Annotated in this window: 25 protein-coding genes; 3 read left to right on the top strand and 22 right to left on the bottom strand. The window is 48.5% G+C overall.

Annotation, left to right across the window (positions count from 1 at the left end; translation table 11 throughout):
* Positions 1–251: 251 nt before the first annotated feature.
* Positions 252–497, top strand: a complete 246-nt coding sequence (gene zapB, locus A1WG_RS13990) for a septal ring assembly protein ZapB (protein ID WP_001296623.1) — start codon at positions 252–254, stop codon at positions 495–497.
* A gap of 38 nt (positions 498–535) precedes the next feature.
* On the opposite strand, the gene A1WG_RS24155 is transcribed toward zapB, so the two are convergent.
* From A1WG_RS24155 to priA, 9 genes are all read right to left on the bottom strand, one after another.
* A complete protein-coding gene (locus A1WG_RS24155) occupies positions 536–1,162 on the bottom strand; it encodes a hypothetical protein (protein WP_000232687.1) in 627 nt (208 codons plus the stop codon).
* Between the two features lie 122 nt (positions 1,163–1,284).
* Positions 1,285–1,959, bottom strand: a complete 675-nt coding sequence (locus tag A1WG_RS13995; protein ID WP_001301616.1) for a hypothetical protein — start codon at positions 1,957–1,959, stop codon at positions 1,285–1,287.
* A gap of 59 nt (positions 1,960–2,018) precedes the next feature.
* Entirely contained in the window at positions 2,019–2,504 is a 486-nt protein-coding gene (gene rraA / locus A1WG_RS14000) for a ribonuclease E activity regulator RraA (protein WP_000872908.1), read from the bottom strand.
* A gap of 92 nt (positions 2,505–2,596) precedes the next feature.
* The gene (menA, locus tag A1WG_RS14005) at positions 2,597–3,523 is read right to left on the bottom strand and encodes a 1,4-dihydroxy-2-naphthoate polyprenyltransferase (protein ID WP_001517515.1); all 927 of its coding nucleotides are present in this window, start codon (positions 3,521–3,523) and stop codon (positions 2,597–2,599) included.
* A 66-nt stretch (positions 3,524–3,589) separates the two neighbouring features.
* Positions 3,590–4,921 (bottom strand): HslU--HslV peptidase ATPase subunit, encoded by a 1,332-nt coding sequence (gene hslU, locus A1WG_RS14010; protein WP_001293343.1) that lies wholly within the window; start codon positions 4,919–4,921, stop codon positions 3,590–3,592.
* Positions 4,922–4,930: 9 nt separating this feature from the next.
* Positions 4,931–5,461, bottom strand: coding sequence for an ATP-dependent protease subunit HslV (gene hslV / locus A1WG_RS14015; protein ID WP_000208242.1), 531 nt, complete (start codon positions 5,459–5,461; stop codon positions 4,931–4,933).
* A 92-nt stretch (positions 5,462–5,553) separates the two neighbouring features.
* Positions 5,554–6,513 (bottom strand): cell division protein FtsN, encoded by a 960-nt coding sequence (gene ftsN, locus A1WG_RS14020; protein ID WP_000068823.1) that lies wholly within the window; start codon positions 6,511–6,513, stop codon positions 5,554–5,556.
* 91 nt (positions 6,514–6,604) lie between these two features.
* The gene (cytR, locus tag A1WG_RS14025) at positions 6,605–7,597 is read right to left on the bottom strand and encodes a DNA-binding transcriptional regulator CytR (protein ID WP_194245949.1); all 993 of its coding nucleotides are present in this window, start codon (positions 7,595–7,597) and stop codon (positions 6,605–6,607) included.
* Between the two features lie 191 nt (positions 7,598–7,788).
* Complete coding sequence (gene priA, locus A1WG_RS14030) at positions 7,789–9,987, bottom strand: primosomal protein N' (RefSeq protein WP_001517517.1); 2,199 nt, start codon at positions 9,985–9,987, stop codon at positions 7,789–7,791.
* A 203-nt stretch (positions 9,988–10,190) separates the two neighbouring features.
* On the opposite strand from priA, the gene rpmE reads away from it, so the two are divergent.
* Positions 10,191–10,403, top strand: a complete 213-nt coding sequence (gene rpmE, locus A1WG_RS14035) for a 50S ribosomal protein L31 (protein ID WP_000710770.1) — start codon at positions 10,191–10,193, stop codon at positions 10,401–10,403.
* A gap of 70 nt (positions 10,404–10,473) precedes the next feature.
* Here rpmE and pgtA read toward each other — a convergent pair whose 3' ends face one another.
* Both pgtA and A1WG_RS14045 read right to left on the bottom strand, forming a co-directional pair.
* Positions 10,474–11,742 (bottom strand): two-component system response regulator PgtA, encoded by a 1,269-nt coding sequence (gene pgtA, locus A1WG_RS14040; RefSeq protein ID WP_016242551.1) that lies wholly within the window; start codon positions 11,740–11,742, stop codon positions 10,474–10,476.
* 227 nt (positions 11,743–11,969) lie between these two features.
* Positions 11,970–12,626, bottom strand: a complete 657-nt coding sequence (locus A1WG_RS14045) for a DUF1796 family putative cysteine peptidase (protein ID WP_016242483.1) — start codon at positions 12,624–12,626, stop codon at positions 11,970–11,972.
* Here A1WG_RS14045 and A1WG_RS0121645 point away from each other — a divergent pair, their 5' ends adjacent.
* Positions 12,627–13,358, top strand: coding sequence for a GDSL-type esterase/lipase family protein (locus tag A1WG_RS0121645; RefSeq protein ID WP_016242484.1), 732 nt, complete (start codon positions 12,627–12,629; stop codon positions 13,356–13,358).
* Positions 13,359–13,477: 119 nt separating this feature from the next.
* On the opposite strand, the gene A1WG_RS14050 is transcribed toward A1WG_RS0121645, so the two are convergent.
* The 11 genes from A1WG_RS14050 to A1WG_RS14100 form a co-directional block, all read right to left on the bottom strand.
* Positions 13,478–15,877, bottom strand: coding sequence for a phage head-binding domain-containing protein (locus tag A1WG_RS14050; RefSeq protein ID WP_016242485.1), 2,400 nt, complete (start codon positions 15,875–15,877; stop codon positions 13,478–13,480).
* Between the two features lie 164 nt (positions 15,878–16,041).
* Positions 16,042–18,435 (bottom strand): transglycosylase SLT domain-containing protein, encoded by a 2,394-nt coding sequence (locus tag A1WG_RS14055; RefSeq protein WP_016242486.1) that lies wholly within the window; start codon positions 18,433–18,435, stop codon positions 16,042–16,044.
* Complete coding sequence (locus A1WG_RS14060; protein ID WP_016242487.1) at positions 18,436–19,767, bottom strand: phage DNA ejection protein; 1,332 nt, start codon at positions 19,765–19,767, stop codon at positions 18,436–18,438.
* A 9-nt stretch (positions 19,768–19,776) separates the two neighbouring features.
* Positions 19,777–20,472: a hypothetical protein gene (locus A1WG_RS14065; RefSeq protein WP_016242488.1), complete on the bottom strand. Its 696-nt coding sequence runs from the start codon at positions 20,470–20,472 to the stop codon at positions 19,777–19,779.
* A gap of 2 nt (positions 20,473–20,474) precedes the next feature.
* On the bottom strand, positions 20,475–20,930 hold the full coding sequence (locus A1WG_RS14070) for a DUF2824 family protein (protein WP_016242489.1): 456 nt from the start codon (positions 20,928–20,930) through the stop codon (positions 20,475–20,477).
* Positions 20,930–21,883, bottom strand: a complete 954-nt coding sequence (locus A1WG_RS14075) for a tail needle knob protein (RefSeq protein ID WP_016242490.1) — start codon at positions 21,881–21,883, stop codon at positions 20,930–20,932. Before A1WG_RS14075 ends, A1WG_RS14070 begins: the two co-directional genes overlap by 1 nt.
* A complete protein-coding gene (locus A1WG_RS14080) occupies positions 21,883–23,301 on the bottom strand; it encodes a packaged DNA stabilization protein gp10 (RefSeq protein ID WP_016242491.1) in 1,419 nt (472 codons plus the stop codon). The genes A1WG_RS14075 and A1WG_RS14080 overlap by 1 nt, the downstream gene beginning before the upstream one ends.
* Before the next feature lie 9 nt (positions 23,302–23,310).
* Entirely contained in the window at positions 23,311–23,772 is a 462-nt protein-coding gene (locus A1WG_RS14085; protein ID WP_001140510.1) for a packaged DNA stabilization gp4 family protein, read from the bottom strand.
* Entirely contained in the window at positions 23,753–23,941 is a 189-nt protein-coding gene (locus A1WG_RS14090) for a hypothetical protein (protein WP_001389518.1), read from the bottom strand. Before A1WG_RS14090 ends, A1WG_RS14085 begins: the two co-directional genes overlap by 20 nt.
* Before the next feature lie 41 nt (positions 23,942–23,982).
* Entirely contained in the window at positions 23,983–25,236 is a 1,254-nt protein-coding gene (locus tag A1WG_RS14095) for a P22 phage major capsid protein family protein (protein WP_016242492.1), read from the bottom strand.
* Between the two features lie 18 nt (positions 25,237–25,254).
* Positions 25,255–26,148: a phage scaffold protein gene (locus A1WG_RS14100; RefSeq protein ID WP_016242493.1), complete on the bottom strand. Its 894-nt coding sequence runs from the start codon at positions 26,146–26,148 to the stop codon at positions 25,255–25,257.
* Between the last annotated feature and the right edge of the window lie 83 nt (positions 26,149–26,231).

Raw genomic sequence — 26,231 nt, 5'->3', positions numbered from 1 at the left:
TTACACATGATGCATGTTTGTTAGATCATTAGTGCAACAAATTTATTAACATTTTCGATTGGTGTGGATTATGTCACCAGGAGAAGGATGAAAAGTGTGGCAAACCGTAATCTGCAAGGCGTGCCGCTGGACAGCGATGGCGCGGCTTCATACAATCGGAGCTAACTAAAGTGCGCTCGTATTTATTAAGGCGTCACCGATAATCGGGACGAGGATTTTTATCCATCAACGCCTTGCAATTCAGGAGAGGTATGACAATGTCATTAGAAGTGTTTGAGAAACTGGAAGCAAAAGTACAGCAGGCGATTGATACCATCACTCTGTTGCAGATGGAAATCGAAGAGCTGAAAGAAAAAAATAACTCACTGTCGCAGGAAGTTCAGAATGCCCAGCATCAGCGCGAAGAACTGGAGCGTGAGAACAACCATCTGAAAGAACAGCAGAACGGCTGGCAGGAACGTCTGCAGGCCCTGCTGGGTCGCATGGAAGAGGTTTAATCTCTTCCACGCAGAGGCGCCGCAAGGCGCCTTATTTTTTACTTCACTGTATTTTTAGCAGACAACATAATCTCCATCGCCTGTTGGCGATATTTATCTGCCGTATCTGGCTCCATTAATGCAATGATCCCCACAGCCCTGGGGGTGTCTTCAAGATAAACACTGATGGTTCTTTTCTGCTGACCATCAAAATTTATCAACACATCCTGATACTTACAGGTGAAATGTTTGGCATTACAATCATGAAACTGGAAGGTTTCTTCATTGTATTGATCCTTGAGATTGTCTCGCTGCATCTTCTTTAACTCTTCCAGCGAGTCATCGGCGCTACGTCCTGCGGGCAGGCGGAAAGCAGAAATAAAGACGCTATTATCTTCACTTCTTATATCAATGGTTTTATCAGTACTAATAGAAACCGTATTCCAGTGTCGGTTTGGGACAGTCACGGAAATAGCTGCCTTCTCAAACGTATAGTGCCACGGGGTGAACAGACGAAACGTATTGCCGACGTTGGATAAAAGCAGGACTCCCAATACCCAACAGCACCCGCGAGTAAAACTGGCGAAGTTACGCGTTTTTTTAGTGAATGTGCACAGAATACCTGACACAAGCACGGGAAGTAATAACGGCCCAAGAAGTACTGAACCGATATACTCGCCAACCATCCCAGGATCTCCAGTAAGCAAGTTACTGTGCTGAAGATGACTAAGAAAAACAGTTATTATCCATAGTATTAATAAGATAACGTATCTCATATCAATCCATTATTATTAACATGCACATCAGATCATTGACGAGCAGAAAGCATCATTTTCATTACTTCTTCTTGATATTCGTCCAAATAATCTGGGTCGATAGCTGCGACCAGTTGTATCAAATTAGTGTTATCCAGTAGAGTCATGAAAATAGCATGTCTTACTTTGCCATCACTCATTGTTTGCACTCCTTCCTGATAAGCGCAGGCAAATCCCTGAACATCACAAACATGCATTTCTGCAGTTCCGTTTTGAGTCGCGGTAAGTTCCTCGATTGAATGCACACCGAGTTCATTTTGTGAGAAGGCAACAATAGCTAAAATAGCATGGGCATCCCGGGTCACCAGGGTTGGTCCTTGTTTTACTATATTGGCAACCCACTGTTTGCTCGGAACCGTGACGGTGATACCTGGCTCCGGGAAAGTATAATCCCATATGCTGTGTCGTTCCCACACCGTATAGCTGCTATAGATAAGAAATAATCCCATTAACCAACAAGTGCCGCGAATAAAGCTGCGGCTGCTTCTTTTTTTTATCGTTATACAGATGATTGTGGCGATAATAAATGATAAGGCAAGTGGGTTAAAAAATACGTTAGCAAAATATAAAATCATTTCACCCGCGTTGCCAGATAAAAGAAATTTGTAGCGGAAATGGTTAACGGCTATAAGTAATAAATATATAAATAAAAGAATAATATTCTGCATGAATACGTCCATGTATAAAAAAGGGGAATTTAATTCCCCTTTTAACGCATGGCAGATACTTATTCAATATCCAGCGGATCTTCTGAAAGAATAATCCCGGTATTGTCGGCATAAAGATGGTCGCCGGAGAAGAAGGTAACACCGCCAAAATTGACGCGGACATCGCTTTCGCCAATGCCTTCGCCAGCGGCACCAACCGGAATTGCCGCCATCGCCTGGATGCCGATATCCAGCTCTTCCAGATCATCTACCTGGCGCACTGCACCATAAATGACCAGGCCTTCCCATTCATTTTGTACCGCCAGACGCGCCAGTTCAGCATCGACCAGTGCGCGACGAACAGAACCACCGCCATCGACGACAAGAACACGACCACGGCCATTCTGTTCGAGCAGATCGTACAGCAACCCGTTGTCCTCGAAACATTTTACCGTGATGATTTGTCCGCCAAACGACGCCCGTCCACCAAAGTTGGAGAACAGCGGTTCCACGACGTTGACATCTTCTTGATAGATGTCACAAAGCTCGGAAGTATCGTATTTCATAGGCTTAACATTCAGTTGCTGCGAGAATTTTCAGTATATCGCGCTATGTGGGTTGTTGGCAAAATCATCAATTGTTAATTGATATTTGTCAGTTATGCTGCCCACTGGCTTAGGAATATCCCCAAAACAAACAGCAGGTTAGTCAGTAATGCCCCTTTAACAGTGCGTTCCAGCATCGGACGCATCGCCATCGGGTCCATTTCACGCATCACATAACGGGTTTGTTTCACTAACAACGGTGCCGCCAGCAGGAACAGCCAACCCCACGGGCTGTGCAGCGAAAAGAGATTAAACAGTGCCAGGCACACCAGTGACCCCATCAGCAGACAGGCATGGTAACGGCGTGCGTTCACTTCACCTAAGCGTACAGCCAGCGTGTTCTTGCCATTCTCGCGGTCGCTATTGATATCACGCAGATTATTAATGTTCAGTACCGCAGTAGCCAGCAGGCCACATGCTGTAGCCGGAAGGATCAACGCCGGAATCAGGGTATGCGCCTGTAAATACCAGCTCCCCATCACGCTTAACCAACCAAAGAACACCAGTACGGAAATATCGCCAAGGCCAATATAACCATAAGGACGATTGCCCACGGTGTAGGTGATAGCGGCAATGATCGACAACCCGCCAAGAATCAGGAAACCGACAAAATCGGCCAGCGTATGGCACGCCACTGCAACCAGTGCCAGCCCGGAGAGACAGATGAGCACGACGGTAATAATGAGCGCCCGTTTCATCTCTTGCTGGGTAATGACCCCTTTTTGCATCCCGCGTAGTGGTCCGATACGGTCAGGTTTGTCGCTGCCTTTAACGGCATCACCGTAATCATTGGCGAGGTTAGAGAGGATCTGTAACAGCCCGGCGGTAATCAGTGCCAGCAGAGCGACCAGCGGATCGAAGTGACCTTGCCACCATGCCAGCGCCGTCCCGACGATAATTGCAGCAAAGGCGAGGGGGAGGGTTTTAGGTCGTAAACTTTCCAGCCACGCCTGAGTTCGGCTAATTTGTTGTTCAGTCATAATACGCGCCAATAAAAATGGGGCCTTTCAGCCCCATCAAACAATGATGAAAATGATTGAACGCGATTATAGGATAAAACGGCTCAGATCTTCATCTGCCACCAACGCATCCAGATGTTTGCTCACATAATCTGCGTCAATGATGATAGTTTGACCGCTTAAATCGCTGGCGTCGTAGGAGATCTCCTCCATCAAACGCTCCAGAACGGTATGTAAACGACGTGCACCGATGTTTTCGGTAGATTCGTTCACCTGCCATGCGGCTTCCGCGATGCGCTTAATACCGGAGTCGGTGAACTCAATGTTTACGCCTTCAGTCGCCATCAGTGCTTTGTACTGCACGGTGATAGAGGCATTCGGTTCGGTCAGAATACGCTCGAAGTCGCTGGTGGTCAGTGCCTGCAGCTCAACGCGGATCGGCAGACGACCTTGCAGTTCCGGGATCAGGTCAGACGGTTTAGCAATCTGGAACGCACCAGAAGCGATAAACAGAATGTGGTCAGTTTTGACCATCCCGTGTTTAGTGGAAACGGTGCAACCTTCTACCAGTGGTAGCAGGTCGCGCTGAACGCCTTCACGAGAAACATCCGGACCGGAAGATTCGCCGCGCTTACAGATTTTGTCGATTTCGTCGATAAACACGATCCCGTGTTGTTCAACGGCATCGATAGCGTCTTGCTTCAGCTCTTCCGGGTTCACCAGTTTCGCCGCTTCTTCTTCAATCAGCAGCTTCATGGCGTCTTTGATTTTCAGCTTACGCGCTTTTTGCTTCTGACCACCCAGGTTCTGGAACATAGACTGCAACTGGCTGGTCATCTCTTCCATTCCCGGAGGTGCCATAATTTCAACACCCATCGGTGCTGCGGCAAGATCGATCTCGATTTCTTTGTCATCGAGCTGGCCTTCACGCAGTTTTTTGCGGAATGCCTGACGTGCTGCAGACGGTTCCTGCTGCTGTTCGGTCTGTCCCCAGTTGTTTTTGGCCGGTGGGATTAGCACGTCGAGAATGCGCTCTTCTGCCAGTTCTTCAGCGCGATAACGGTTTTTCTCGATAGCCTGGACGCGTACCATTTTCACGGCGGCATCGGTCAGATCGCGAATAATAGAATCCACTTCCTTACCGACATAGCCCACTTCGGTGAATTTGGTGGCTTCAACTTTGATGAACGGCGCATTCGCCAGCTTCGCCAGACGACGGGCGATTTCAGTTTTACCGACGCCGGTCGGGCCGATCATCAGGATGTTTTTTGGGGTCACTTCATGGCGCAGCTCTTCGTTGAGCTGCATGCGACGCCAGCGGTTACGCAGTGCAATCGCCACAGAACGCTTAGCGTTATCCTGGCCGATGATGTGCTTATCCAGTTCGCTGACGATTTCGCGTGGGGTCATTTCAGACATGGGAGATCCTTACGCTTTGTAGCTTAATTCTTCGATGGTGTGGAAATGGTTGGTATAGATGCAAATGTCGCCTGCAATATCCAACGCCTTTTCAGCAATTTCACGGGCGCTAAGTTCAGTGTTTTCTAACAGCGCGCGCGCCGCCGCCTGGGCGTAAGGGCCGCCGGAACCGATAGCAATAAGATCGTTTTCTGGCTGCACAACGTCACCGTTACCGGTGATGATAAGCGATGCAGTTTCGTCCGCGACCGCCAGCAGTGCTTCAAGTTTGCGCAACATGCGATCGGTACGCCAGTCTTTTGCCAGTTCAACGGCAGCTTTAACCAGATGGCCCTGATGCATTTCCAGCTTACGTTCAAACAGTTCGAACAGCGTAAAAGCATCCGCAGTACCGCCCGCAAAGCCCGCGATGACTTTGTCGTTGTACAGACGGCGGACCTTTTTCACGTTGCCTTTCATTACGGTATTGCCCAACGTGGCCTGGCCATCACCAGCGATGACCACATGGCCGTTACGGCGTACGCTTACTATAGTTGTCACGAGCTGACCCCTTGGTTACGAATACAGAGTACAAACCCCGTACAAAAGTACGGGGCATAATGCAATTATAGATGGGGGAGATTTTGAGGGTTTCAACCCCCGGTGGCGAGCCGAATACAGTTTGTGTGACCCGCCATCTTCAAACGATTGAGGGTGTTGTCTGCGTTTTCTTTGCCTTTCACCGGGCCAATGACCACACGATTCCAGCCATTGTTGGTGGTAATTTTCGAGTCAAAACCTTCGAACGCCAGTTGAGCACGCACCGTCTCTGCCTGTTCCGCGCCTCTGAACGAACCGCACTGTACCATCCAGCGGCGTTCATCTTTTTTCTCTGCCGTCGGTTTTGGCGCGTCTGCGGCACGAGCAACGGGCGCAGCCTGCTGTGGTTTCGGCTGTGCAGCAGTATGCGCAGGCGTTTGCAGCAGATCCTGGTACGGTTGCTGAGTGGACGCAGGTTTAGACTGCCGCGGCTGAGACTGTACTGGCGCGGCTTGCGCAGTACGTGTCTGTTGCTGCCAGCTTTGTTCTGTCGCACGTGGCTGCTGGGCCAGACGTTGCTGTTCTGCTAACTGCTGCGCCTGACGCTGGCGTTGTAGCGTTTGCTGGCGCTGTTCCGGCGTCTGCTCATTCCACGGAACTTCAATTAGCTGCGTTGGCTGCTGGCGCATATCGGCCTGCATTTGCTCAAGAAGCTGGCGCTGTTCCGGTGTCAGTTGTTCCGGCGTTTTCACTTCACCACCGGCAGAAGGTTCTGTTGGCGCACGCACACCAGGCTGGCGACTTTCCAGCTCTTTTATGTAACGCCAGCGTTCTTCCGGTTTCGGAGGTAGTCCATTTCCGGTCACTTTCTGGCTTTGCAGCGTCTCGGACTCTTCTTTCTTGTGATGCGTAATGAAGTACAGACCACCGATAAAGGTCACAAGAACGGCGGCAGCAATAGCGACCATTGCGGGAGAAACCGCAGGCAGATTTCGTTGCTTTTTCCGTGAGGTGCTCTTTTTTCGCCGCGAAGGTGCCGGTTGGCTGCGGCGTACATAATCTCGTTGTGCCACTATCGTTTCGCTGTATTTATTCGTTCGTCAGCCCGCCATGTTACTTAAGCGGCGGGCCTTTGACCAGTCACGGAAGTCTTAAAGGTTTACTTTAAGTCAATGTGCGCGTCGATCCCCGGATAATAAGCTCGCAGTCCATTAAACGTGAGCCACTGCCGACCGTTTGCCCCTGCATTTGATCAAGCAATAACAGCATAGCTTCCCGACCGATTTCGTAACGCGGCTGCGCAATGGTTGTCAGCGGCGGATCACAGAATTGCGTCAGGTCGATGTTATCAAAACCGATGATGGAAAGGTCGTCAGGGATTTTCAGCCCCTGACGTTTGGCCTGTGAAAGTGCGCCGAGCGCCATCACATCGCTATGACAGAAGACGGCAGTAGGCGGCTGCGGAAGGTCGAGCAACTGTTGCATGGCTTTACTTCCGGCTTCGAAGGTGAAATCGCCTCGGGCGATATATTGCGGATCAACCATAATTCCGCAGCGACGCAGCGCCTGAACGTAGCCTTGCAGGCGATAGTGACACAGCGGCATCTCTTCTGGACCAGCAATACAGCCAATCCGTTTATGTCCCTGTTCATACAGGTAATTTACCGCATCGAATGCCGCGGTCAGGTTGTCGATATGAACCGTCGGCAGCTCCAGCTCCGGCGCAAATTCGTTCGCCATCACCATAGGCGGCAGATTACGTTGCTCCTCTATGCTGGCATCAAACGGCAGCCTTGAACCCAGCAGCAACATGCCATCAATTTGCTTGGTGATGATTAAATCGATAAAGGTTTTTTCCTGCTGATTTTGATGTGCGCAGTCGCCAATCAGCACCAGATATCCGTGACTTGCCGCCGTAATTTCGATACCGCGAATAATTTCGCTAAAGAAGGGATCACAGATATCCGGGACAATTACCAGAACTGTACGGGACTCATTACGCTTAACGTTACGTCCCATTGGCTGTGGTAAATAACCCACTTCCCGAGCGGCTTTTTCAACCCGATTACGAGTGGCCAGGGAGACTTTATCGGGATTCATCAATGCTCGGGAAACGGTCGCTGTAGAGACTTTTGCTTTCAGGGCAACGTCTTTCATGGTTGCGGCAGTTTCCTGCTTCTTCTTCGCTTTCACACTCACTCCTCGCCTGGCACGTCAGGCGTACTACATCCATGTTTACTTCATATCGGCAACATTTTTAGCAGATAGTGCGTGAAAACGGTTACAGAATTTTCATGAAAAGTGTGATGAATATTTAATTTTTCGATCCGCCTCGCATCGTGAGCGGTTTAGCCTTCAATGGGATCGACATCCAGCACCCATTTCACTTTTCGTGAATCCGGTATTGTGTTGATAAGCGCCAGAGTGCCATTAATGATGTGCTGCAAGCGCACGCGGGAAGGGTGTTGCAACAAGATCTGCCAGCGCCAGCGACCGCCTCGTTTGGGTGCCAGTGCCGGAACCGGGCCGAGAACCCACAGTTTGTCATCCGCCAGCGGACTGGAGAGGATCAGATTGCGCAACTGCTGCAGGAACAGCGGTGCGTGCTGATTATTATGATCTTCTGCGCGCACAATCACATGGCTGGTCCACGGTGGCAGTTGCATCATTCGCCGTTCGGCCAGCGCCTGTTCGGCAAAGGCGTCGTAGCCTTTATAGAGCAACGTTTGCAACAGAGGATGTTCCGGATGGTGTGTTTGCAGCACCACCTCACCCTGTTTACCTGCACGCCCCGCACGACCAGCGACCTGAGTGTAAAGCTGGGCAAAACGTTCTGCTGAGCGAAAATCGGCAGAAAATAGCGCGCCATCGACGTCCAGTAACGCCACAAGCGTGACATCCGGAAAGTGGTGACCTTTCGCCAGCATTTGCGTACCAATCAAAATCCTCGCGCCACCGCGATGCACTTCCGCCAGTTGCTGCTCCAGCGCGCCTTTACGGCTGGTGGTGTCGCGGTCGATACGTGAAATGGCTACACCAGGGAACATCGGCGCAAGCGTCTGTTCAAGCTGCTCAGTGCCCAGCCCCACCGGCATCAGGTGCGTAGAGCCGCAGGACGGACACTGGCGCGGCACCGGGCGCTGGCTATCGCAATGGTGGCAGCGCAGATGTTGCTGTGCCTGATGCAGCGTGTAGTAGTGATCGCAACGTGGGCATTCGGCAATCCAGCCGCAGTCGTGGCACAGCAGCGCAGGCGCAAAACCACGGCGATTAAGAAAGAGAATAACCTGGTTGTCGGCCTGTAAATGCTGGCGCATACGACTGATTAACGCTGGAGCCAGCCCCGCCTGCACCTTCTGACCTTTTAAATCCAGCACGTGTTGAATTGCCGGACGCGCATTACCCGCCCGACGTGTCAGGCGCAGCAGGCGATATTTTTTCTGTTGCACGTTGCATAGCGTTTCCAGTGCAGGCGTTGCCGAACCGAGAATGATCGGGATTTGCTCGCTGTGCGCGCGATATACCGCCAGGTCGCGGGCATGATAGCGCCAGCCTTCCTGCTGCTTGTAGGAACTGTCATGCTCTTCGTCGATGACAATCACGCCGAGATTTTTAAATGGCGTAAACAGTGCGGAACGCGTACCAATCACAATCGCTGCTTCGCCATTTTTCGCTTTCAGCCACGCCGAAAGGCGTTCGCTGTCGTTCAGACCAGAATGCAGAACTTCCACGGGGGCGTTAAATCGTTCACGAAAACGGGCGATAGTTTGCGGTGTCAGGCCGATTTCCGGCACCATTACCAGCGCCTGCTTGCCCTGGCTGAGAACGTTTTCCAGCACGCTTAAATAGACTTCCGTTTTACCGGAACCGGTGACGCCCGCCAGCAGCCAGGCAGAAAAAGAATCGGCCGCGCTATGAATTGCGCCAACGGCGGTGGCTTGTTCAGTATTCAGCCGCAGACGTTCGCCAGAAACGGCATAGCCCGTTCGCCAGTCGCTAAATTCTGGCGTTTCGCTTGCCAGTTCACACAAACCTTTTTTGCGCAGCGCCTGTAGTGCGGCATCATTAAATTCGAGAGTGGCGACCTGGTCGCGCCAGATTTTCCCTTGCCGCAATGCTGCCAGCGCTTGCTGCTGTTTTGGCGAACGTTTCAGGCTGTTGATATCCACCGCCTGACCCTGCTCGGTGGCAAACCAGTACCACATTGGCGTGTTCGCCGCAGGTCGCCCCTGGCGCAGTAAAATCGGCAAGGCATGAAATAACACATCGCCAATCGGATGATGATAGTAATCCGCCGCCCATAGCAGTAATCGCCAGACGGAGTGAGTAAACACCGGCTCACTGTCCAGCACTTCTCCCACCGCTTTCAGTTCGTTGAGTGGCAACTCGCTAACGTCGCTAACCGACACCACAATCCCGATGCGTTCTTGCTGTTTGCCAAACGGCACGCGCACGCGACACCCGGCTTTAACCGTCATGCCTTCAGGCAGCAGATAGTCAAAGGTACGAGGGAGCGGAACGGGCAAGGCAACGTGGGCAACGGGCATAGCATCATCCTGACTTGAAATTCGGTGGAACAGTATACACATTGCCGTAGAGGAGTGCGGATCAGTTTGCATACGCTGGTTAATTTCTGTATGATTCGGCGCCTTTGATACGAAATGATCGTATTGAAACTATACTTTAAACATCGCGTGGTGTCTGGCGTTAGGGCTGGAAGAGCGACGCGGCCTTAAACCGAGGTTTTCCCATGAAAAAAGATATTCACCCGAAATACGAAGAAATTACTGCTAGCTGCTCTTGCGGTAACGTAATGAAAATCCGCTCCACCGTTGGTCATGACCTGAACCTCGACGTGTGCAGCAAGTGCCACCCGTTCTTCACTGGCAAACAGCGTGATGTTGCTACCGGTGGCCGTGTTGATCGCTTCAACAAGCGTTTCAGCATCCCGGGCAGCAAATAAGACCGGATTTCCGAAAAAAGCGCCGCACGGCGCTTTTTTTGTGCCTGAAAACTTTCATCAGCAACATAACTCATTGAGTTTGTGTTTTTTTATCTTTCCTTTCATCGCGAAAATCCATTTTATCGATACCGTATTTTTTCATGCGCAAATATAGCTTTTTTCTGGGTATCTGAAAGTAATCTGCAACGTCGTTTATACGACCCTGGTGGAAGTTGAGAGCATCAATAATTATTTGTCTTTCATAACTTTCTACTCGTTCATCCAGCGGTGCTGGATCAGTCTCCATCATCTGCAAATTGACCGAATCGTCCAGCATTAAAACACCTACTGCAACCAGTTCTGCTGCATTCACCAATTCAATGATATTACCCGGCCAGGCACGCGCCATCAGCCGTTTATAAAACGTTTTTCCCAGCAACGGCTGTTGGCGATTTAATCGTTTACAGGTGAGTGTCAGATAATGGTGAAAAATAGGTTCAATATCCCCCGGTCGTTGGCTTAGTGGTGGGCATTCAATGTGGGTGAGTGAAAAAAGAAAATACAATGCGGGAATGATTTTCTGTGCGGCGGCCAGTTCAGCCAGAGGGCTTTGATTAACAACCATCAGACGAAACGATCGATCCTGTGGGCGTTCCTGGAGTTGAATCAAGAGACGCTGATTTTCTTGTGTTAAATGTTCAAGTTCTTTTAATAACAGCGTGCCACCTTCTGCCTCTTTCACCCATTCTTCCAACGGTTGCTGACTATTAGCGCTGAGTGTGCGTTCAATTAAAGGTCTTTCTTTGCGAGAACTAAATTGATGAAGATAATGAGCAGCTAATGTTCTCCCTGTACCCGGTTCGCCGTAAAAACAGACGGGAAGATCGGTTTCTGCCAGTGTTTCAAGTTGTTGGCGTGTCTGGCGGATCCAGCCGCTGTTACCGATTAAGTGTCGATTAAACTGAGTGTGTCGCCATTTTTTTTGTTCCAGATAAGCTTCACGCTCTGCCAGTGCTTTTTCGATAAGTGATAGAAATTGTTCCGGATTGACCGGTTTTTGCAGGAAATCCCACGCTCCCTTTTTTACCGCTTCAACGGCCATAGGAACATCGCCATGACCGGTGATCATCAGAATAGGAAGATTAGGGTCGATCAGCGTTATTTTTTCCAGCAGCGTAATGCCTGAAATATCTGGCATGCAAACGTCGCACACAACGATGCCTTCCCAGGTATTTTGCAGCAATTGTAGGGCCTCTGAAGGGTTGCTACAGGTACATACTACATAACCCTCTTGCTGTAAGAGAGCGCTGTAGGCTTGCAGAACATCATTATCGTCATCATATGACCATGTATATTTCATAAATGACACAGATCGCCCAAGAGCACACCAGATAACAGGCGGTTAGAGTTGACTGAAACATCAAGCATCGTAGTTCTCCGTAGATCTAACGGTGTGATTTGCCCCATATATGCCCCACCACTCAGCATCGAAGAGCACAAAGCCTTGCAATCCAGTGCAAAGCTTTGTGTGTTATTTTTTATGGCTATATAAATTATATACTGCCAGTGCTATCTAACATTTAAATATTATGAACTATAATAAGTCCTAATCTTTACAGATGAAAGCATAATCTTCCAAGCTTGATCGCTACCCAACCACTCATCGTTGGTTGGTTCATTATCACCAGATACTACATAAGTATCTGGCATATCAAAGTCTATATTGCAAAGGTCTTCTCCTTTGCGCTCCTTAAAAATAAGAAGATCTATTTTTGTTGTTGGGAATTTTTTATCCAAAACACTTCTCAGTTTATACACAGCATCTCGTTCTGCATTCAATCTAACGAGTAAAACACGTTCCGACTCATTGATTTTCTCTATAAATCTTTTTCTTCTCGCCTTTATTTTTTTCATCATATTAAACAAGCAGACTTCAATACCTTGTTTTTCATAGTCATCAATAAGAATATCGTGAATACTTCGAAATCCAGTCGCTGTATCTGTGATATCAATACAATTTTTAAATCTGCCATTAATTTTTATATTTTCAGGCAAGAAAAGGTGGTCGCACCCCTTATTAATTATTTTTGTAACTTGAGGTAGTTTTTGAGAGGCAAACCAATCAAATGGTCCACTAAATGTCCTCAACCCAAATCGCTTTAACCTTCCTGCTGGTTGACATTTTTTACCAAGGCTTGCTATAAAATCATACTCTCCACAAGGAAGAAAAAGGCCTTTATTCATATGATTTTCCTTACATTTTATGACGACAAAAATCATAACATTGCCTTATTAATCAGTCAAACAGTTAACAAAAGCAAACAAACAAGTAAGCACATTGTTGATAATTTGTTTATTTTTATGTTTTTGTTATCTATACCATTTTTTTCATTTGCTTCTGATACAAACAAAACGCCACCATATCGCATGAGGGAGTCGATGTTTGAGTTATTAAAGGAGCAAAGGGATATTGTTATGCTTGGCGATAGCATAACCGCGCGAGGAGAGTGGAATGAGCTTCTTCCTAGTTTATCTGTAGCAAATAGGGGCATTGGGGGAGATGAAGTTAAATTTATGAAAAGAAGGATTGATTCTATATTTTTATTAAAGCCCAAATATGTATTCATTATGGGCGGAACAAATGATTTCAGAAGAAAAAGAAGTGTTGATGATGTGGTTCGTGACTATAAGCATATAATAAAAAAACTACACAAACACAGAATTAATGTATTCATTCAGTCCACCCTTTACGTGTCAAGAGAAAGCAGGTTAAATGACAACATAAAAATATTAAAATTAAATAATGCAATAAATAACTATTGCTCTGTATCTAATTATTGTCGTTTCGTAGATCTTAACGTGCACATGGCAAAAGATAGAAAAATACTAGCTAAGTATAGCGATGATGGAGTCCATCTAAATGGTAATGGGTATTTAATGTGGGCGTCAATCATATACCCTTTAATTAAAAAATAAGAATAGTAAAAAACCATCTCATTATGAGGTGGTTTTTTATATAGAATAAAGCAATAGAGGTTTATTTTATTTGTTTATCATGGCTTAATGCACTAGCACTTTAATTGAAAAAACTATATTTATTTTAGTATCCATCCGGTATTTCCTGTTCCTGTTTTTTTTTGATACCAATCACCATTATAATCAATGTACATTGACCCCTGAGGTGCGGTCACAACACCCTCAGGTGAACCGGAGCCTCTATAAATTCCAAAGAGAGTTGTACCTCTTACTTTCTCGTATGCAAACAACAAACCATCTGAAGCCCTTCTGATACGCAACGGTTCGTGCTCTGAGTCCGATGCAAATGTAGTGGTGCCGTTTGAATCTGTTTCCCTGGAAAAACTTCCATCTGTTCTTGTTCCTTCAATGATCGAATTTGGGTAGTTTGGATCATCAGATGAATGTAACCTAATATAGGAACTATTTGATGCTGATACCCCCCTCCCCCTTAAAATCAATCCCTTAAATGATGACGTAAATAGTGCCTGGATTGAGCCATAAACAGTGTTATCACTACCGTTTTGCTGATCGTATATTCTTAGTCTTGAGCTATTATCATACATAATAGCGTCGAAGTACTCACCAAGACGTTCGCTAAATGCAACAATATTAAAAGCATTGCGCCATCTAAATGATATATTTCGCCCGCTTTCTCCGGCATCTACACCTGCATTACTTGAAGCATTGGTTATGCCAGAATTAAGGTTCTGCTCATCGTTGTTACCAGTCGCTGGTCGTATAGAGTAAATTGTCTTTTTCTCAAGAGAATAGCTACTTCCCCATCCATAATCTGTATCAGGACTCCAGTCTCCAGAATTTGCATCCTTGGTTGTTTCCACCCAATAAGAGCCATTTGATGGAGGAACACCAATTATTCCAGAAGTCTCAATAGATGATGCAGCCCATCTTCTTCCACGCCAGTTTACAATATTAGCTCCTGCCCTCCATGTTTCTATGCAGCTTATAATTATTTCTTCGCCACGAATAGTTAAACCTTCCGGCTCGAATCTGGCTGGATTCCCAAGAGTTGGATGGTTAAGCAACCCATCGCGCCCATATTGCGACCTTGCATCATCGATATCTAATTTTCTTAGTAAATTACCTGTTAAATCATATGTAAAGATATGATGCTTTCCAAAAGCATTAGTGCCTCCCTTAAGTATATGTATATATCTTCCATCAGACGCAATACCTTGTACAGAGTAAGCGCCTTCAGAAGGTGAGTCGCTCATTTCCCAAACAAACATGGGGTTTGCTAATGTTTTATCTTCAAGTTTATCAATTGATATTTTATCGTATATAAATACAGTTCGTTTAGCGGCATCACTCTTTGGTGTATTAACCATTATTAAAAGACGACCGTCAGAAGAAATGGCAATTCCTGCACGATTGTAATCTTGAAATGGGTGACCGCTACCAGTAATCCCCCATACATTATAACTTTTTACGTCAGACTGAGTTGTTCCTGCCCCTCGCCAAGTTATTTTACTAAACCCTTTGCCTGCAGACTCCCCATCTTCACCTGAATTGGTTACACTTGATGTATATAAATATACTTGACCATTCTCCACCATGGCAGAAAGATCAAATCCGTGCCCAAGGTTTAATTCTGGAGAATACGCAACATGGTTTACTACCCTTCCATCATCATAAAGATTAAACTCAACAATACGAACTCTTTCTTTATCCGACCAGGTTGGCCCAACAGGCCGTTGTGTGACAAATAGTTTTTCAATGCCATTAACACGGCAATATGCGATCCCCTGTAACGCATTTCTGGCATTAGGATAAATTTCTGTGTTTGTTTCTCCCTGAAAACCAAAAAAAGGTTCCATCATTTTTCTCTGCGCAAGTTTGTCAGTTTCAAGTAGACGAGAAACGGAAATAAGAGAGCCATTATCTGCAACAATCCTCCCAATACCTCGAGCAGAAGATACATCAACTTCGAGAGTATTTACTGCAAAATCGCCATCAGGAACAAACATTCTATAGCCTGCGTTAGAGAATGCCTCAGTAGCGTCAGTTATTCCATCACTGATAGCCCCCCAACCGCGAACATCTTTGTCATCACGCCATCGTGCAATCTGCAATTCGGGATATTTTTTAGCACCATCCGGGTCTTCTAACTGCTGCCGTAGCTGATCCGGGTCATACTTCAGCACATTAGGGAAATAGAACTGCTGAGTGCCATATGCATCATATACAGCCATAGAATGGCCTTGAACAGTTACGAATTTGGCAATCTGCCCGTTATATACCGGATATCCAGCAGCGTTAATGATGATTGGCTGCGAAACAGGAACATGAGAGCCGTCTTCGTTCTCTACATAAACCTGAATCTGGTTTTCTGGACTTACCGGGTCAGTGTCAATTTTTCCGATATAAATTTTGCCGTTGGCTACTGCTTTAAAAGAACGCGCCATAGTGAAGAGTTGCGAAGGCATACTCACTACAACATTGGCTGTAATGTCTGTCATTTAATTTTCTCCAGACGTAGCAATGCGGAACAAGATGCAACTTGCCCGGCATTGCATTAATGTAAGTTATGATTTGTTAACTATGAGATGAGTCTATGCAAAAAGATCAGTTGAATATTGCGTTCTATATATTTGGTTTTTGCACATTTCTGGTGTTTGCAAAGCTATTCTGACAACGAATCAGACTTAGCCCCCTGCGTCAGAGCGTTAATTGCCTTTTGTGCCTGCTGCATTGCTTTCTCAAAGGCTGTTGATCCGCGTGGGGTGTTTGCCATTCTGAGCATTGCATTTCTGAATGGTTCGCTCTCATAGGCGCGAGTAAGAAGTCCGTAGCTTACTGCTGCGCCAGTTGTCGCCGGGTTCATTGCCGTCCCATACCCGATAATGAACGGGATGGTTTGCTGCCCTGTGGGTGTTGTTACTGCCGCTTTTGCTGCCTGCTGAGTGGACTGAAGGTAATTTTTCAATCCTTTCAGATAAGCAGCATCCTGCCCCTTAAATGTGATGCCAGTCTGGTTTTGCAGGATGTTAAGCTGCCGAAGGAACTGGTCAGGGGATCCGCCAGATTTCTCCATCGCCTTTCCAATGATGCCATTGCGCATTTGCGCCCTGCCAACACGACCAACTGAGTTATACAGCGTCTTAATTTCCGATTTGTTCTTGCTGAATAGCATGTTGTTGACAATTTCCGGTGTCAGGTCGCCTTTCATGAGAACATTCTTCAGCCTGGTATTCTTTAGTTTCGCCGCTTCGTCAGCGTAGACGGCATTGGCCTGCTGATATTTACGGAGAGTATCGTTGCCAAGATTATGACCAATGGCACCATTGATATCGTCGGTCATCGCCTTGTAAACGCGCTGAATGGCAGCATCGGAACGGTTTGGTAACACTGGTCGCTCACCCTTCACGTCCATTCTGAACTGACTGCGCAGGTCGCTTAATTGCTTCAAATCCAGATTTACCGGACCATCAGGGCCAGCATTGCGAACAAGCTCATCATGATATGACTGAAGTTTTGAAATTGTCTCGTTATCAGCAACCTTACCAAGCTTCTTCAGATTAGATATCTCAGTATCAATCTGCTGAATTGCTCGCGCAGGCTGGATATTGACTCCCGCCATTGCATTCTGAACCTGCTCAAGACGGTTCCCTGCAGCACGACGAATTCCTGATGTTTTCGCTTTAAGGCTGTCAATAACAACAGCTGGATCATACTCACCGAATTTATCAGCAAATCTCTGCACCAACTGGCTTCTCGCTTCCTGTTGCGTTGCTCTCATTCCGCTTGTGCCAGCCAGGGGGATATTTTCTGCTGTCGTTTGCGCCATTTTTCCGACGCGGGAAGTAGGCTGTAACAGGTCTGTGGTGTGCAGAGGCACTCCTTCACGCTCTGCAAATCTGATAGCTTGCTGCGCTTCTGGCGCGATAGCACCACGAACGCCACGATAAGCAGCACCTAATCCACGTCCGGCAGCGTTAATAGCACCGCCAGCAAGTACACCAACGCCTAAATCGGTGGCGAGTGCTTCCGCATCATCTTTCGCACTATTTGCAGCAAGTGATCCAACTGCGTTTTCTGCTAGAAGGCGAGTTGCCCCCTGAGCAATTCGACCAGCAAGTGTTGGTGCCTGTGTTGCCGCTCTCTCAATGCCAGCAGGAGTGAGGTAAGGCAATGCTTCAGCAAATACCCTTCCCTCTGTCGTTTGTGGAGTCAGCGCGCCTTGCTTAAGTCCAAAGTCTTGCTCTAATCCCTGCGTTGTTACTCGTGGTGCTGGTTGATATGTACCATCGCCAATACCGAGTTTACCGCCAGCCCAAGCCGCCGCGCTTGTTACAGCATCAGTGAGTTCAGCAGGTATGTTCGCTACGTTGATTCCTGCCTGTAGTAAGCCGCGCCCGGTTTCAGCAAGTCCATTACCAAGGTCATACATTATTCCGCCTTGCTGCTGAACAGGTTTCGGTGCGACAGAACTTACGGGTTGAGGTGGCTGCTGACTGGCTGCCTGCTGCTCAATCTGAGCAAATGGATTATTTGGGTCTGACTGCACGCCTGATGCCGATACTTGTTCGGATGACTGTGCTTCCAGTTGTGCAAACGGGTTGTTAGGGTCTTGCTGAGGATGTACCTTTGCAGAGGTGGCGCGCTGTTCGACTGTTGAGTCTGTCACCGGGTCACCCGCCCATTGAGCAAAGCGATCATCAACGTAACCGCGGCCTTCAGGTCCTGGCGTATATTCGCCACGCTTTGCCTTCATAACGTTGCCGGGACCGTCGTGATAAGCCTGAAGAGCGTCACGCCAGTTACCAAACTGCTGGTACATCTTTGCCAGATAGCGCGCGCCAGCGTCAGCCTGATATTCGGGGTTTTGCATTTGCTCATCGGTATAACCCATATCACGCCATGTCCCAGGCATGACCTGAGTCAACCCTACAGCCCCGGCGGAGCTTACTGCGGCAGGGTTGTAAGAAGACTCCTTGGCACCCAGTGCAGTCATCAACCCTTCTGGCACACCGTAACGTGCGCCAGCCTGCTCTAACAAATCACGGTAATTAGCCATTTACTGCCCCAAAGATGGAAGATATCCGTAGCGATTAATGAAGTCGATTGACAGCTCGGGGTGCTGCTTCAGGTAATCTATAGAAGCCTGAGGCGCTTCCACTCGCTTGATGCCGTTTTGCTGAACGTACTTACCAACCGCCTCATTACGCTTCTGGTTGAGCGTGTTCAGAATGACGCCAGCGTTGCGACGAAAGGACTCCTCGCTCTGCGAGTTCTGCAGCGAACCAACAGCCTGGTCGAGCTTTTTGCCCTCGGCATCAGAAAGTGCGCCCATGCCTCGCATGGCCTGAACCGCTGTCAGGTATGCTTGTGATTTAAAGGTATCAAGTCGTGCCTGAGTGTCTGCAGCCTGTGAGCCTGGAACGTTGGGGATTACTCCACGTAAGCCTGTAATGCTCTTAAGTGAAGGAGAACTAACGATATCGTTCAGAGTGAACATGCTGGTTGTGAGGGTGTTGATGCCGTCTTTGTAGCCATCATTTAGCGCTTGCTGCTTCTGCTGCAACTGCTGGTTGTTGGCTGCTATGCGGCTCTGTATTTCCTGGCGCTTCAGGTCGTTAGTTTCTGCTGATAGCATCCGGTCAAGGCGCTTATTTTCGTTGTTAATGCGGTTTGTTTCTGCGTCCAGATTAATGCGCTGCTGACCTAAATTCGCCTGGATATCTTGTCCGCGCATTGTGATTGCCTGATTCCGAGCGGCGGTTTGCGAATCCAGATCCTGACCGCGCATGGTAACCTGGCGACCCTGCATTTTATCCTGTAGGTCAAAGTATTTTTCGGGCCCGAGACTGTTCATCCCTAGGTGATCGACAAATTCGCCGAACTGCCGCGGGTTCTGTTGGTACATCTGAGCGACGTCATGAGGATTAACGCCAACACGAGCTAACTCACCGGCGTTGTTTTGCAGCCATGATTGCATTGCTTCTGGAGACGATGACGCAAGGCGTGCGCCAGCCGCTAAGGTGCCGATAGAATTACGCTGATCTTCATCAATGAATCCCATGCCTTTACGAACGGATTCAATCTGGTCTGGATATTGAGTAGCCAACTGACGCAAGGCACCGCGATCACCAGACGCATAAGCATTAGCGTATGCCTGCTGAAATTCTTTCTGCCGCTGAGCCTGCTTTTCCTGCTGAAAAACACTCGCTATACCTGAAAGACCTTGCAAAGCAGTCAGCCCAACATTGTTAGCGCCTGAACGCTCAAAATCATTGTTCTGCCTGATAAGCTGAAGCGTATTGCCGATGTCATTTACGCTAGGAGCGTTTGAGTTGACGCCACCGATACCAGCCAACAATCCGCCATTTGATCCTTGCCAAGTAGCCATGATTACCCCTTAAAACAACGAGCCAAGCAGGCCAAGCCCGCCACCAATTGCCGCTCCTAATCCAGTACCAAGTCCGGGAACAATAGAGCCAAGAGCAGCGCCAGTCATAGCCCCTGAAGCTCCGCCGCTAATTGCTGTCTGAAGACCTGATGGTTTATTGGCATTAGCAGCGGCAAGAGCCGCACTTTGCTGCGAAATCTGACTCATGTTGTTGGCATATGTCTGCCCGGCGTTTGCCTGACCTTGCAGTGCGCCAAGACCAATATTTGCCAGATTCTGGTAGTTGTTCATCTGACCAGACAGCCACTGCTGACCAAGCGTTGGTGCGATTGTTGCTAACTGATTACCGGTTGCAGTGGAACCCAATCCACCTGTTGCTTCCGCTGCAGCCAGACTCTGATAGCGAGCCTGACCAGCAAGATCTTTGTACTGCTGAGAGTTGTAATACTGGTTAAGTGCCTGACCTTGCCCATGAAGAGAGGAAAGATTCTGCAATTGTGATACGTACTGCTGAGCGAGTGGCGTGAACGGAGCAAGGTTTTTCATGATCGTCTGCCACTGCTTATTCTGCAGGTCTGCGGCATACTTCTGAGCTTCTGCGGCATACTTTGCGCTTTTATCAGAACTGCCACCTTTCCCGCCTTTTTCAGGGCAATAAGGTTCCTCGCCGCGCAGTTTTCTGCCCAGCGTAAATGCATATAACATGGCTATCTCCCGTGATTCAGGAAGTCGATTAGTTCTTCGCGTGTGGCGCTGTAAAACGTCACGTCATCCACGCCTTTGAAGTATTTCTTGATGGTTCCTACACGCTTAAGGCCAATCATTGCGCAGTACATCTGCCCGTGGCGGAATTTGCGTGCAGCAAATGATGTGACGCACTGAACGGTGGTGTTGGTCAGAATGTATCGCCAGAACGCCAGCCCGATTTCCTTGCTGAAGCCGCGAATCTCTGGCAGGTACATGGCGTGGCAATCGAGGGTCAGCGGCTGAATCTCCTGATAGTAAACAATGCCGCCGAACTGCCCGTGCACGTTCACCTCAAAGTAACGGCATTCAGGCTTGTAGTCGTATCCATCACCGTTGTTGCTTCCGGCAATAATGTCAGGGTGATTTCCGACTGCTTCGATCAGGTCGATGTTTCGCGTTGGTTTGAACTGAATCATTACTGCTCCGCGATTATCTTGATGGTTGTGGCAGTAAACGACGCACCATTCGACTGAATGGTTAACGTGCTGCCATTTGTGGCAAGAAAGCCGTCTTTATCCACGCTGAAGAACGTAGCTAACAGGATGTTGTCGGTTGTTGTCACCGCATTACGACTGCTAACCAACGTGTCAGGAACAGAACCGGACAAGGTTAGCTGCATTGACCTGTTAGCGGTTCCGCTGGGCCACGTCCCGACGATCGACAGCTTGAAGAACAAGGTTTTGTTCTCGTTGAACACAACCATCTTGTTGTTAACGGTGTCGAAGAATGGTGCCAACGTTCCGGATGACGGCGTGAGCGTTTTCAGCAGGCTAACAAGGTTAGTCGGCGCTGTCGGGATGGTTACAGATACTCCTGAGTAAACAACCTCTGATTTCTTGCGCGTGGTGGCATACTCAAGCGCAGATATTCTTGTTGAGTGATCACCAACTGTGCTTTGTAGCGTCGAAATACTTCCTTCTGCCGCTGTGAGCCTGGTATCAAGTGCGTCGATATCGGTTTTATTCTGAGTTATGCGCGCATCATGGTTTGCTAACTCAGATTCATTGGCAGCAATTCGTGTCTCGTGATCAGCCAGCTCTGTTTCAGCAGCCGTAATCCTTGTTTCATGATCTGCAAGAGTGCTTTCCGCTGCTGCAATTCTATGTTCATGATTGATGAGAGTTGCTTCAGCAGCTTCAATTCTGGATTCATGGTCTGCAAGGGTGACATCCTGCTCATCATTCTTCACCTGTGCATCATAAGCCCCCTTCCCTGCTTCGTTGGCCTTGTTAGCCACGTTACCAACATCAGTGCCCTGTGCGATAACGTACAGCAGATATGACTGCGAGAAGATATTGCGCGGAAGGACTGATGTGTCGAGCCGCGTAGCCTGGATGATTACCGGCTCATTGAGATTCGAATCAGCCATTACTCAATCCTTATCTGGCAGCCAGACAGAGTGACAGGTGACTTCGTTATAACGCGCAATTTGAAGCCGACATTTTTCCTGATGCGCCCTACTCGCTTCCACAAAACACGTTTGTCATAAACGAACGGTTCATTCTGCTCAATCATCTGCTCACGACCGTAATTTATGCCGTCAGTGGTTGCAGAGATGAACAGGCTGTCGGCGTACTGCGCAACGCCAGTTGACGATTCAACCTCAAGGTCGAACACTCTGGCGTTATCCGCTTTGAACAACGGAGTAAACAGCAGATGTTCCTGTTGCTTGTCGTACTGGCTGCTGATATCGAATTGCAATTTCCCGGTCACCGATTCCAGCTTATCGCCGCACGTTATCTGATTGCCTTCGTAAATGAAGTCGATAGCGCGGTACACATCGTCATACAGGCCTGTTTTCAGCACACACCATTGCGGACCATTGGCGCTTGAAGATGCGTCGTAAACAAGAACATGACGCGGAAGATGGATAATCAGCAACTCATGCGCATCAAATCGCAGAGACTCCATCACACCATCAGCCAGTTCATCAGCAGTGTAGGAGCGGAGAATTTTCTCAATGCTCGCGCTGGCGATTGGTGATACCTGACCGGAGCCGATGATGTATACAGACGGAGCACCTGTTGCCGGATTGCTGATGAACGCATAGGAATCAGCAAACGGCGTTTTGCAGTAAGTTCCGGCAATGCCTTTCTGCACCATCAGCGATGGCTGTGCGACATACAACGCGGCACCAACTGTGGTTGCACCAGTGAGGGAAAAATATTCAATCGTCGATGAACCAAAGCAGACGATGAAGTCTCGCCATGTGCCGATGCCGATGATTCCGTCAGGCTGAGACTCGGCACGATATTGTGCACTGTAACGGTCAGGATGCGATTCGTCTTCAAGGTCAGTGATAAACCATGAATCCGTGCCGTCTTTTGACCACGCATAACGCCCACGTAAGCGTGTAATGTCGCGGACTGAACCTAACTCATACTGCGTGAATCCGCTGTCTGTAGGCCAGTTTGAGACGGTTTTAACCGTGCCATCATAGCGATACTCGATAAGTTGACCATTAACGCCTACCGCCTGTGATGTCCGGCCATGCGCCATTGATACGCGACCACTTCCGGCAACATCACCGACTGCATTTTCTCCTTTGTACAGCTTGCCACCACACACGCGATAAACAGCACTCTGCGCCATGTTGTACTCGACGCCGCGCGATACGCCGTTCACATTAGAGCGTTTGGCAATGCCCGGGAATGAGCGAAGATATCCGCTGCTGTTCAGGATTTCTTTGGGTGTAGCCAACATATTCACTGGCAGATAGTCGATATAGTCGGCGTTTCGGAAGTCTTTACCGACACCTTTCATAAGCGGAAGTTGCTGAATCGGCATTTATTCACCTCACGTACTCGGATCATCTTTCTCGATGTAAAACCGATTCCACGTAAACGCGCTTTTGTTACCACTACCGCGAGGCATGTCATTTCGCCGCTCAAGTGGTGGTATTTTGGTTAAAGCAATGCAGATTGTCTGATATGCACTGTCAGCAGCGGTAAGGAGAGCGTCTGACGGCTGAATGACGTTATCCATGCACACTTGCACAGCGAGTTTCAAAGCGACGCCATCATTTGCCCATGCAGGGATACCTGAATCATCGTCAGGTAACGGCATGATGCCGTTTTCTGTATCAGCAAACTGATACCCAAGCTCGATACCTTTCGCCTGCCATGCTGCCATCATGTCTTCGAGGTCATTAATGGCATCTTCAATTGCCTGAGGGTCAGCATCTGTCAACGTGGCATTGGAATACAGCCCGGCTTTTCGTAAAGCCTTTAGAACGAGATCACCCTTCGTTTTCGCCATCTTCTTCCGCCTTAGCAACTTTTTGCTTCGTTGCGGTTTCTTCAGGAGTTTTTACCCAGCCTTTTTTCAGATGAGATTTAACTTCTTCGTCATCAACAATGATGTAATCGACAGCAAACTGACCACAGGTGATCATGTTGCCCGGCTTATAGAGCATTGTTCGTGCCATTGTCTTCTCCCAATAAAAATGGGGCCGAAGCCCCACCAAAATTACTGCCCGGCAATAACGATGCCCGTATATTCAGGAACCAGTACAGAGCAACCGTACAGAGTGGTGAAACGAGCAGTGGTTACGCCTTTGATGTGGTCGAAGGCGTAAGACATGATCAGCGTAGCGCCCTGCTCGGTGGTTGCTGTCATTACCTGTGGACCCTGACCAGTCGGGAACGCCAGTTTGCCGTACATCAGTTCAACAGAACCATCAGCCCAGAACAGGTTAGCCGGTGCGGCATTTTTGTTGAGAATGGTGATTGCTGCGCTACTTGCCGCATTAGCATCAACGTTTGCATATGGACGGCTGGCGACATCCGCGTTGTCAGGCGGCAGAATTTTCGGGGAGATAGTTACTGTCGTTCCGCTAACTGCCAGAACGCGGAATACCTGCGGCTGCCCGGTGGTATCTTTGGTGATCTGGTGTACGGAATTCACCCCTGCGATGGTAAACGCATCGCCAACCTGCAAACCTTCAGCAGATACCGTAATGGTCCCCTGTCGGTTATCCACTGGCATATCGTTAGCATCTTTCGCTTCAACCTTGTGCGCAGGTGCTGATGCCAGCGTAATGGAAGTTGCTGTACCCTTCGGAACACGACCAGAAATATCGGTCTTGTAGCTATCGAAGGACGCAACCGTAGGGATCTGCGCTTTTTCGTATGCTGTCAGGGTTGCGCCCTGAGCATAGGCACGGTGACCAAGCTCGCCAGCAAGGTCTTTGTAGTTGAAGGGGTTCCAGAAAGAGCGACGATTGATACCCTGCGGCACACCAATCGCCGTCATGGTGGCATCAATACCTGCCGCACAGTTCCACAAATCACGGCCCTGTGAACCAGTGGTTGAGTCAGCCATTGTGATCACGTTAGTAGCACGCTGCGTGACCATGGAAATCAGGTCAGAGTCAATCTGTGCAGCAAGGCGCATACCTGCGGCGCGACCAGCTTCAGTTTTATGTTCCGGGTCACGCATTTCACGCGCATCCAGAGTGTACAGAATGTTTTTCGGCTCCTTGAACACAGAAGGAACAAGGCGCTGAACCAGTGCTGTTGGCGTTTTGCTGCTGAGGTCGAGGCCTTCCTCAATGTTCATGTGGTAATGCTGCGGACGATACAGAACATCACCTGCTCGCTGCATTGCTGTATCACCGGGACGGAATTTTTTAGCGTTACGGGAAACTACGCAGGCGGCCTCAAAGCCTTCAACGTAGTTTTCGAACATGATTTCAAGGTCTTTTGCTAATTGGTTAGCCATGCTTAATGCTCCGATAGGTTATTTTTTTGCCTTTTTAGCGGCGAAATACGGCGTCCAGTCACCAGTTTCCAGCGCCTTGGCTTTCAGTTTGTCGAGGTTATTGATTACTGCGCCGTTGCTCCCCTTAACTGTCGGGGTTGTGGCTGCCGTGGTTTTTGCTTTTGGCATGATTCTGGCCTTCGATTCGATACGTTCCAGCAGACGACCAATTGCTACGGGGTTGGTAGCTTCTGCCAGTTGCTTGCGCAGTTCAGCGTTGCGACCAAGCGCCAGAACAACGATTTCCGGCTTCTCTGACTCAAACAGGATCGCGTTTTGTGTCTCGATGGGGATTTCCTCGAGTACGGCCTGTTCTGCTTCCTGATAGCCAGGAACCTTGAGAGCCTTAACACGTTGCTGATATTTGGATAATCGCTCTTGATAAGCAGCCTGAAGCTCCTGCTCCTTCTGCTTGCGAGCCATCTCCTGTTGCTGGTACTTTCCGTTATCATCTGCCCACTTAGCCATGCGTTGCTGATAGATTTCTTCATCGAAACCGATGTCCTCATCATCCAGTTTTGGCATTCGCGGTGGTTGAGTGATTACCGGCTGCTGCTCGACGGGTTTCTGAGACTGACGCATCAGCTCTTTCAGCTCGCGGTCTTTCTCTTTAATCGTCTTGCGCAGGTGTTTTACCAGTCCATGCTCTGCGCCATCTTCGCTGGTTGGCGAATCCAGCTTTTCGTCACCAAAGTAGAATTCCTGCTCTGATTCGTCGTCATCAGTTTCAGTAGCTTCCTCTGCATCATTGCCGGAGGACTCACTGCCATCTTCTGTTTCGACTTCTTCAGCCAGTTCGACATCATCAGGAATCTGCTCTGACGCGTCGGTTTCGATTTCAACTTCTGGTGTGTTTTCTGCCATCTGGTCCATTTGTTACCCCTGTTTACTCGATGTTCAGCCCATCGGAAGGCAATAGGGTGCCAGGCCTCATAAAGACAGCCATTGCACGTTAT

The sequence above is a fragment of the Escherichia sp. KTE96 genome (assembly GCF_000408525.1).
Lineage (GTDB): Bacteria > Pseudomonadota > Gammaproteobacteria > Enterobacterales > Enterobacteriaceae > Escherichia > Escherichia marmotae.
This window is presented reverse-complemented; position numbering and strand designations above follow the sequence as displayed.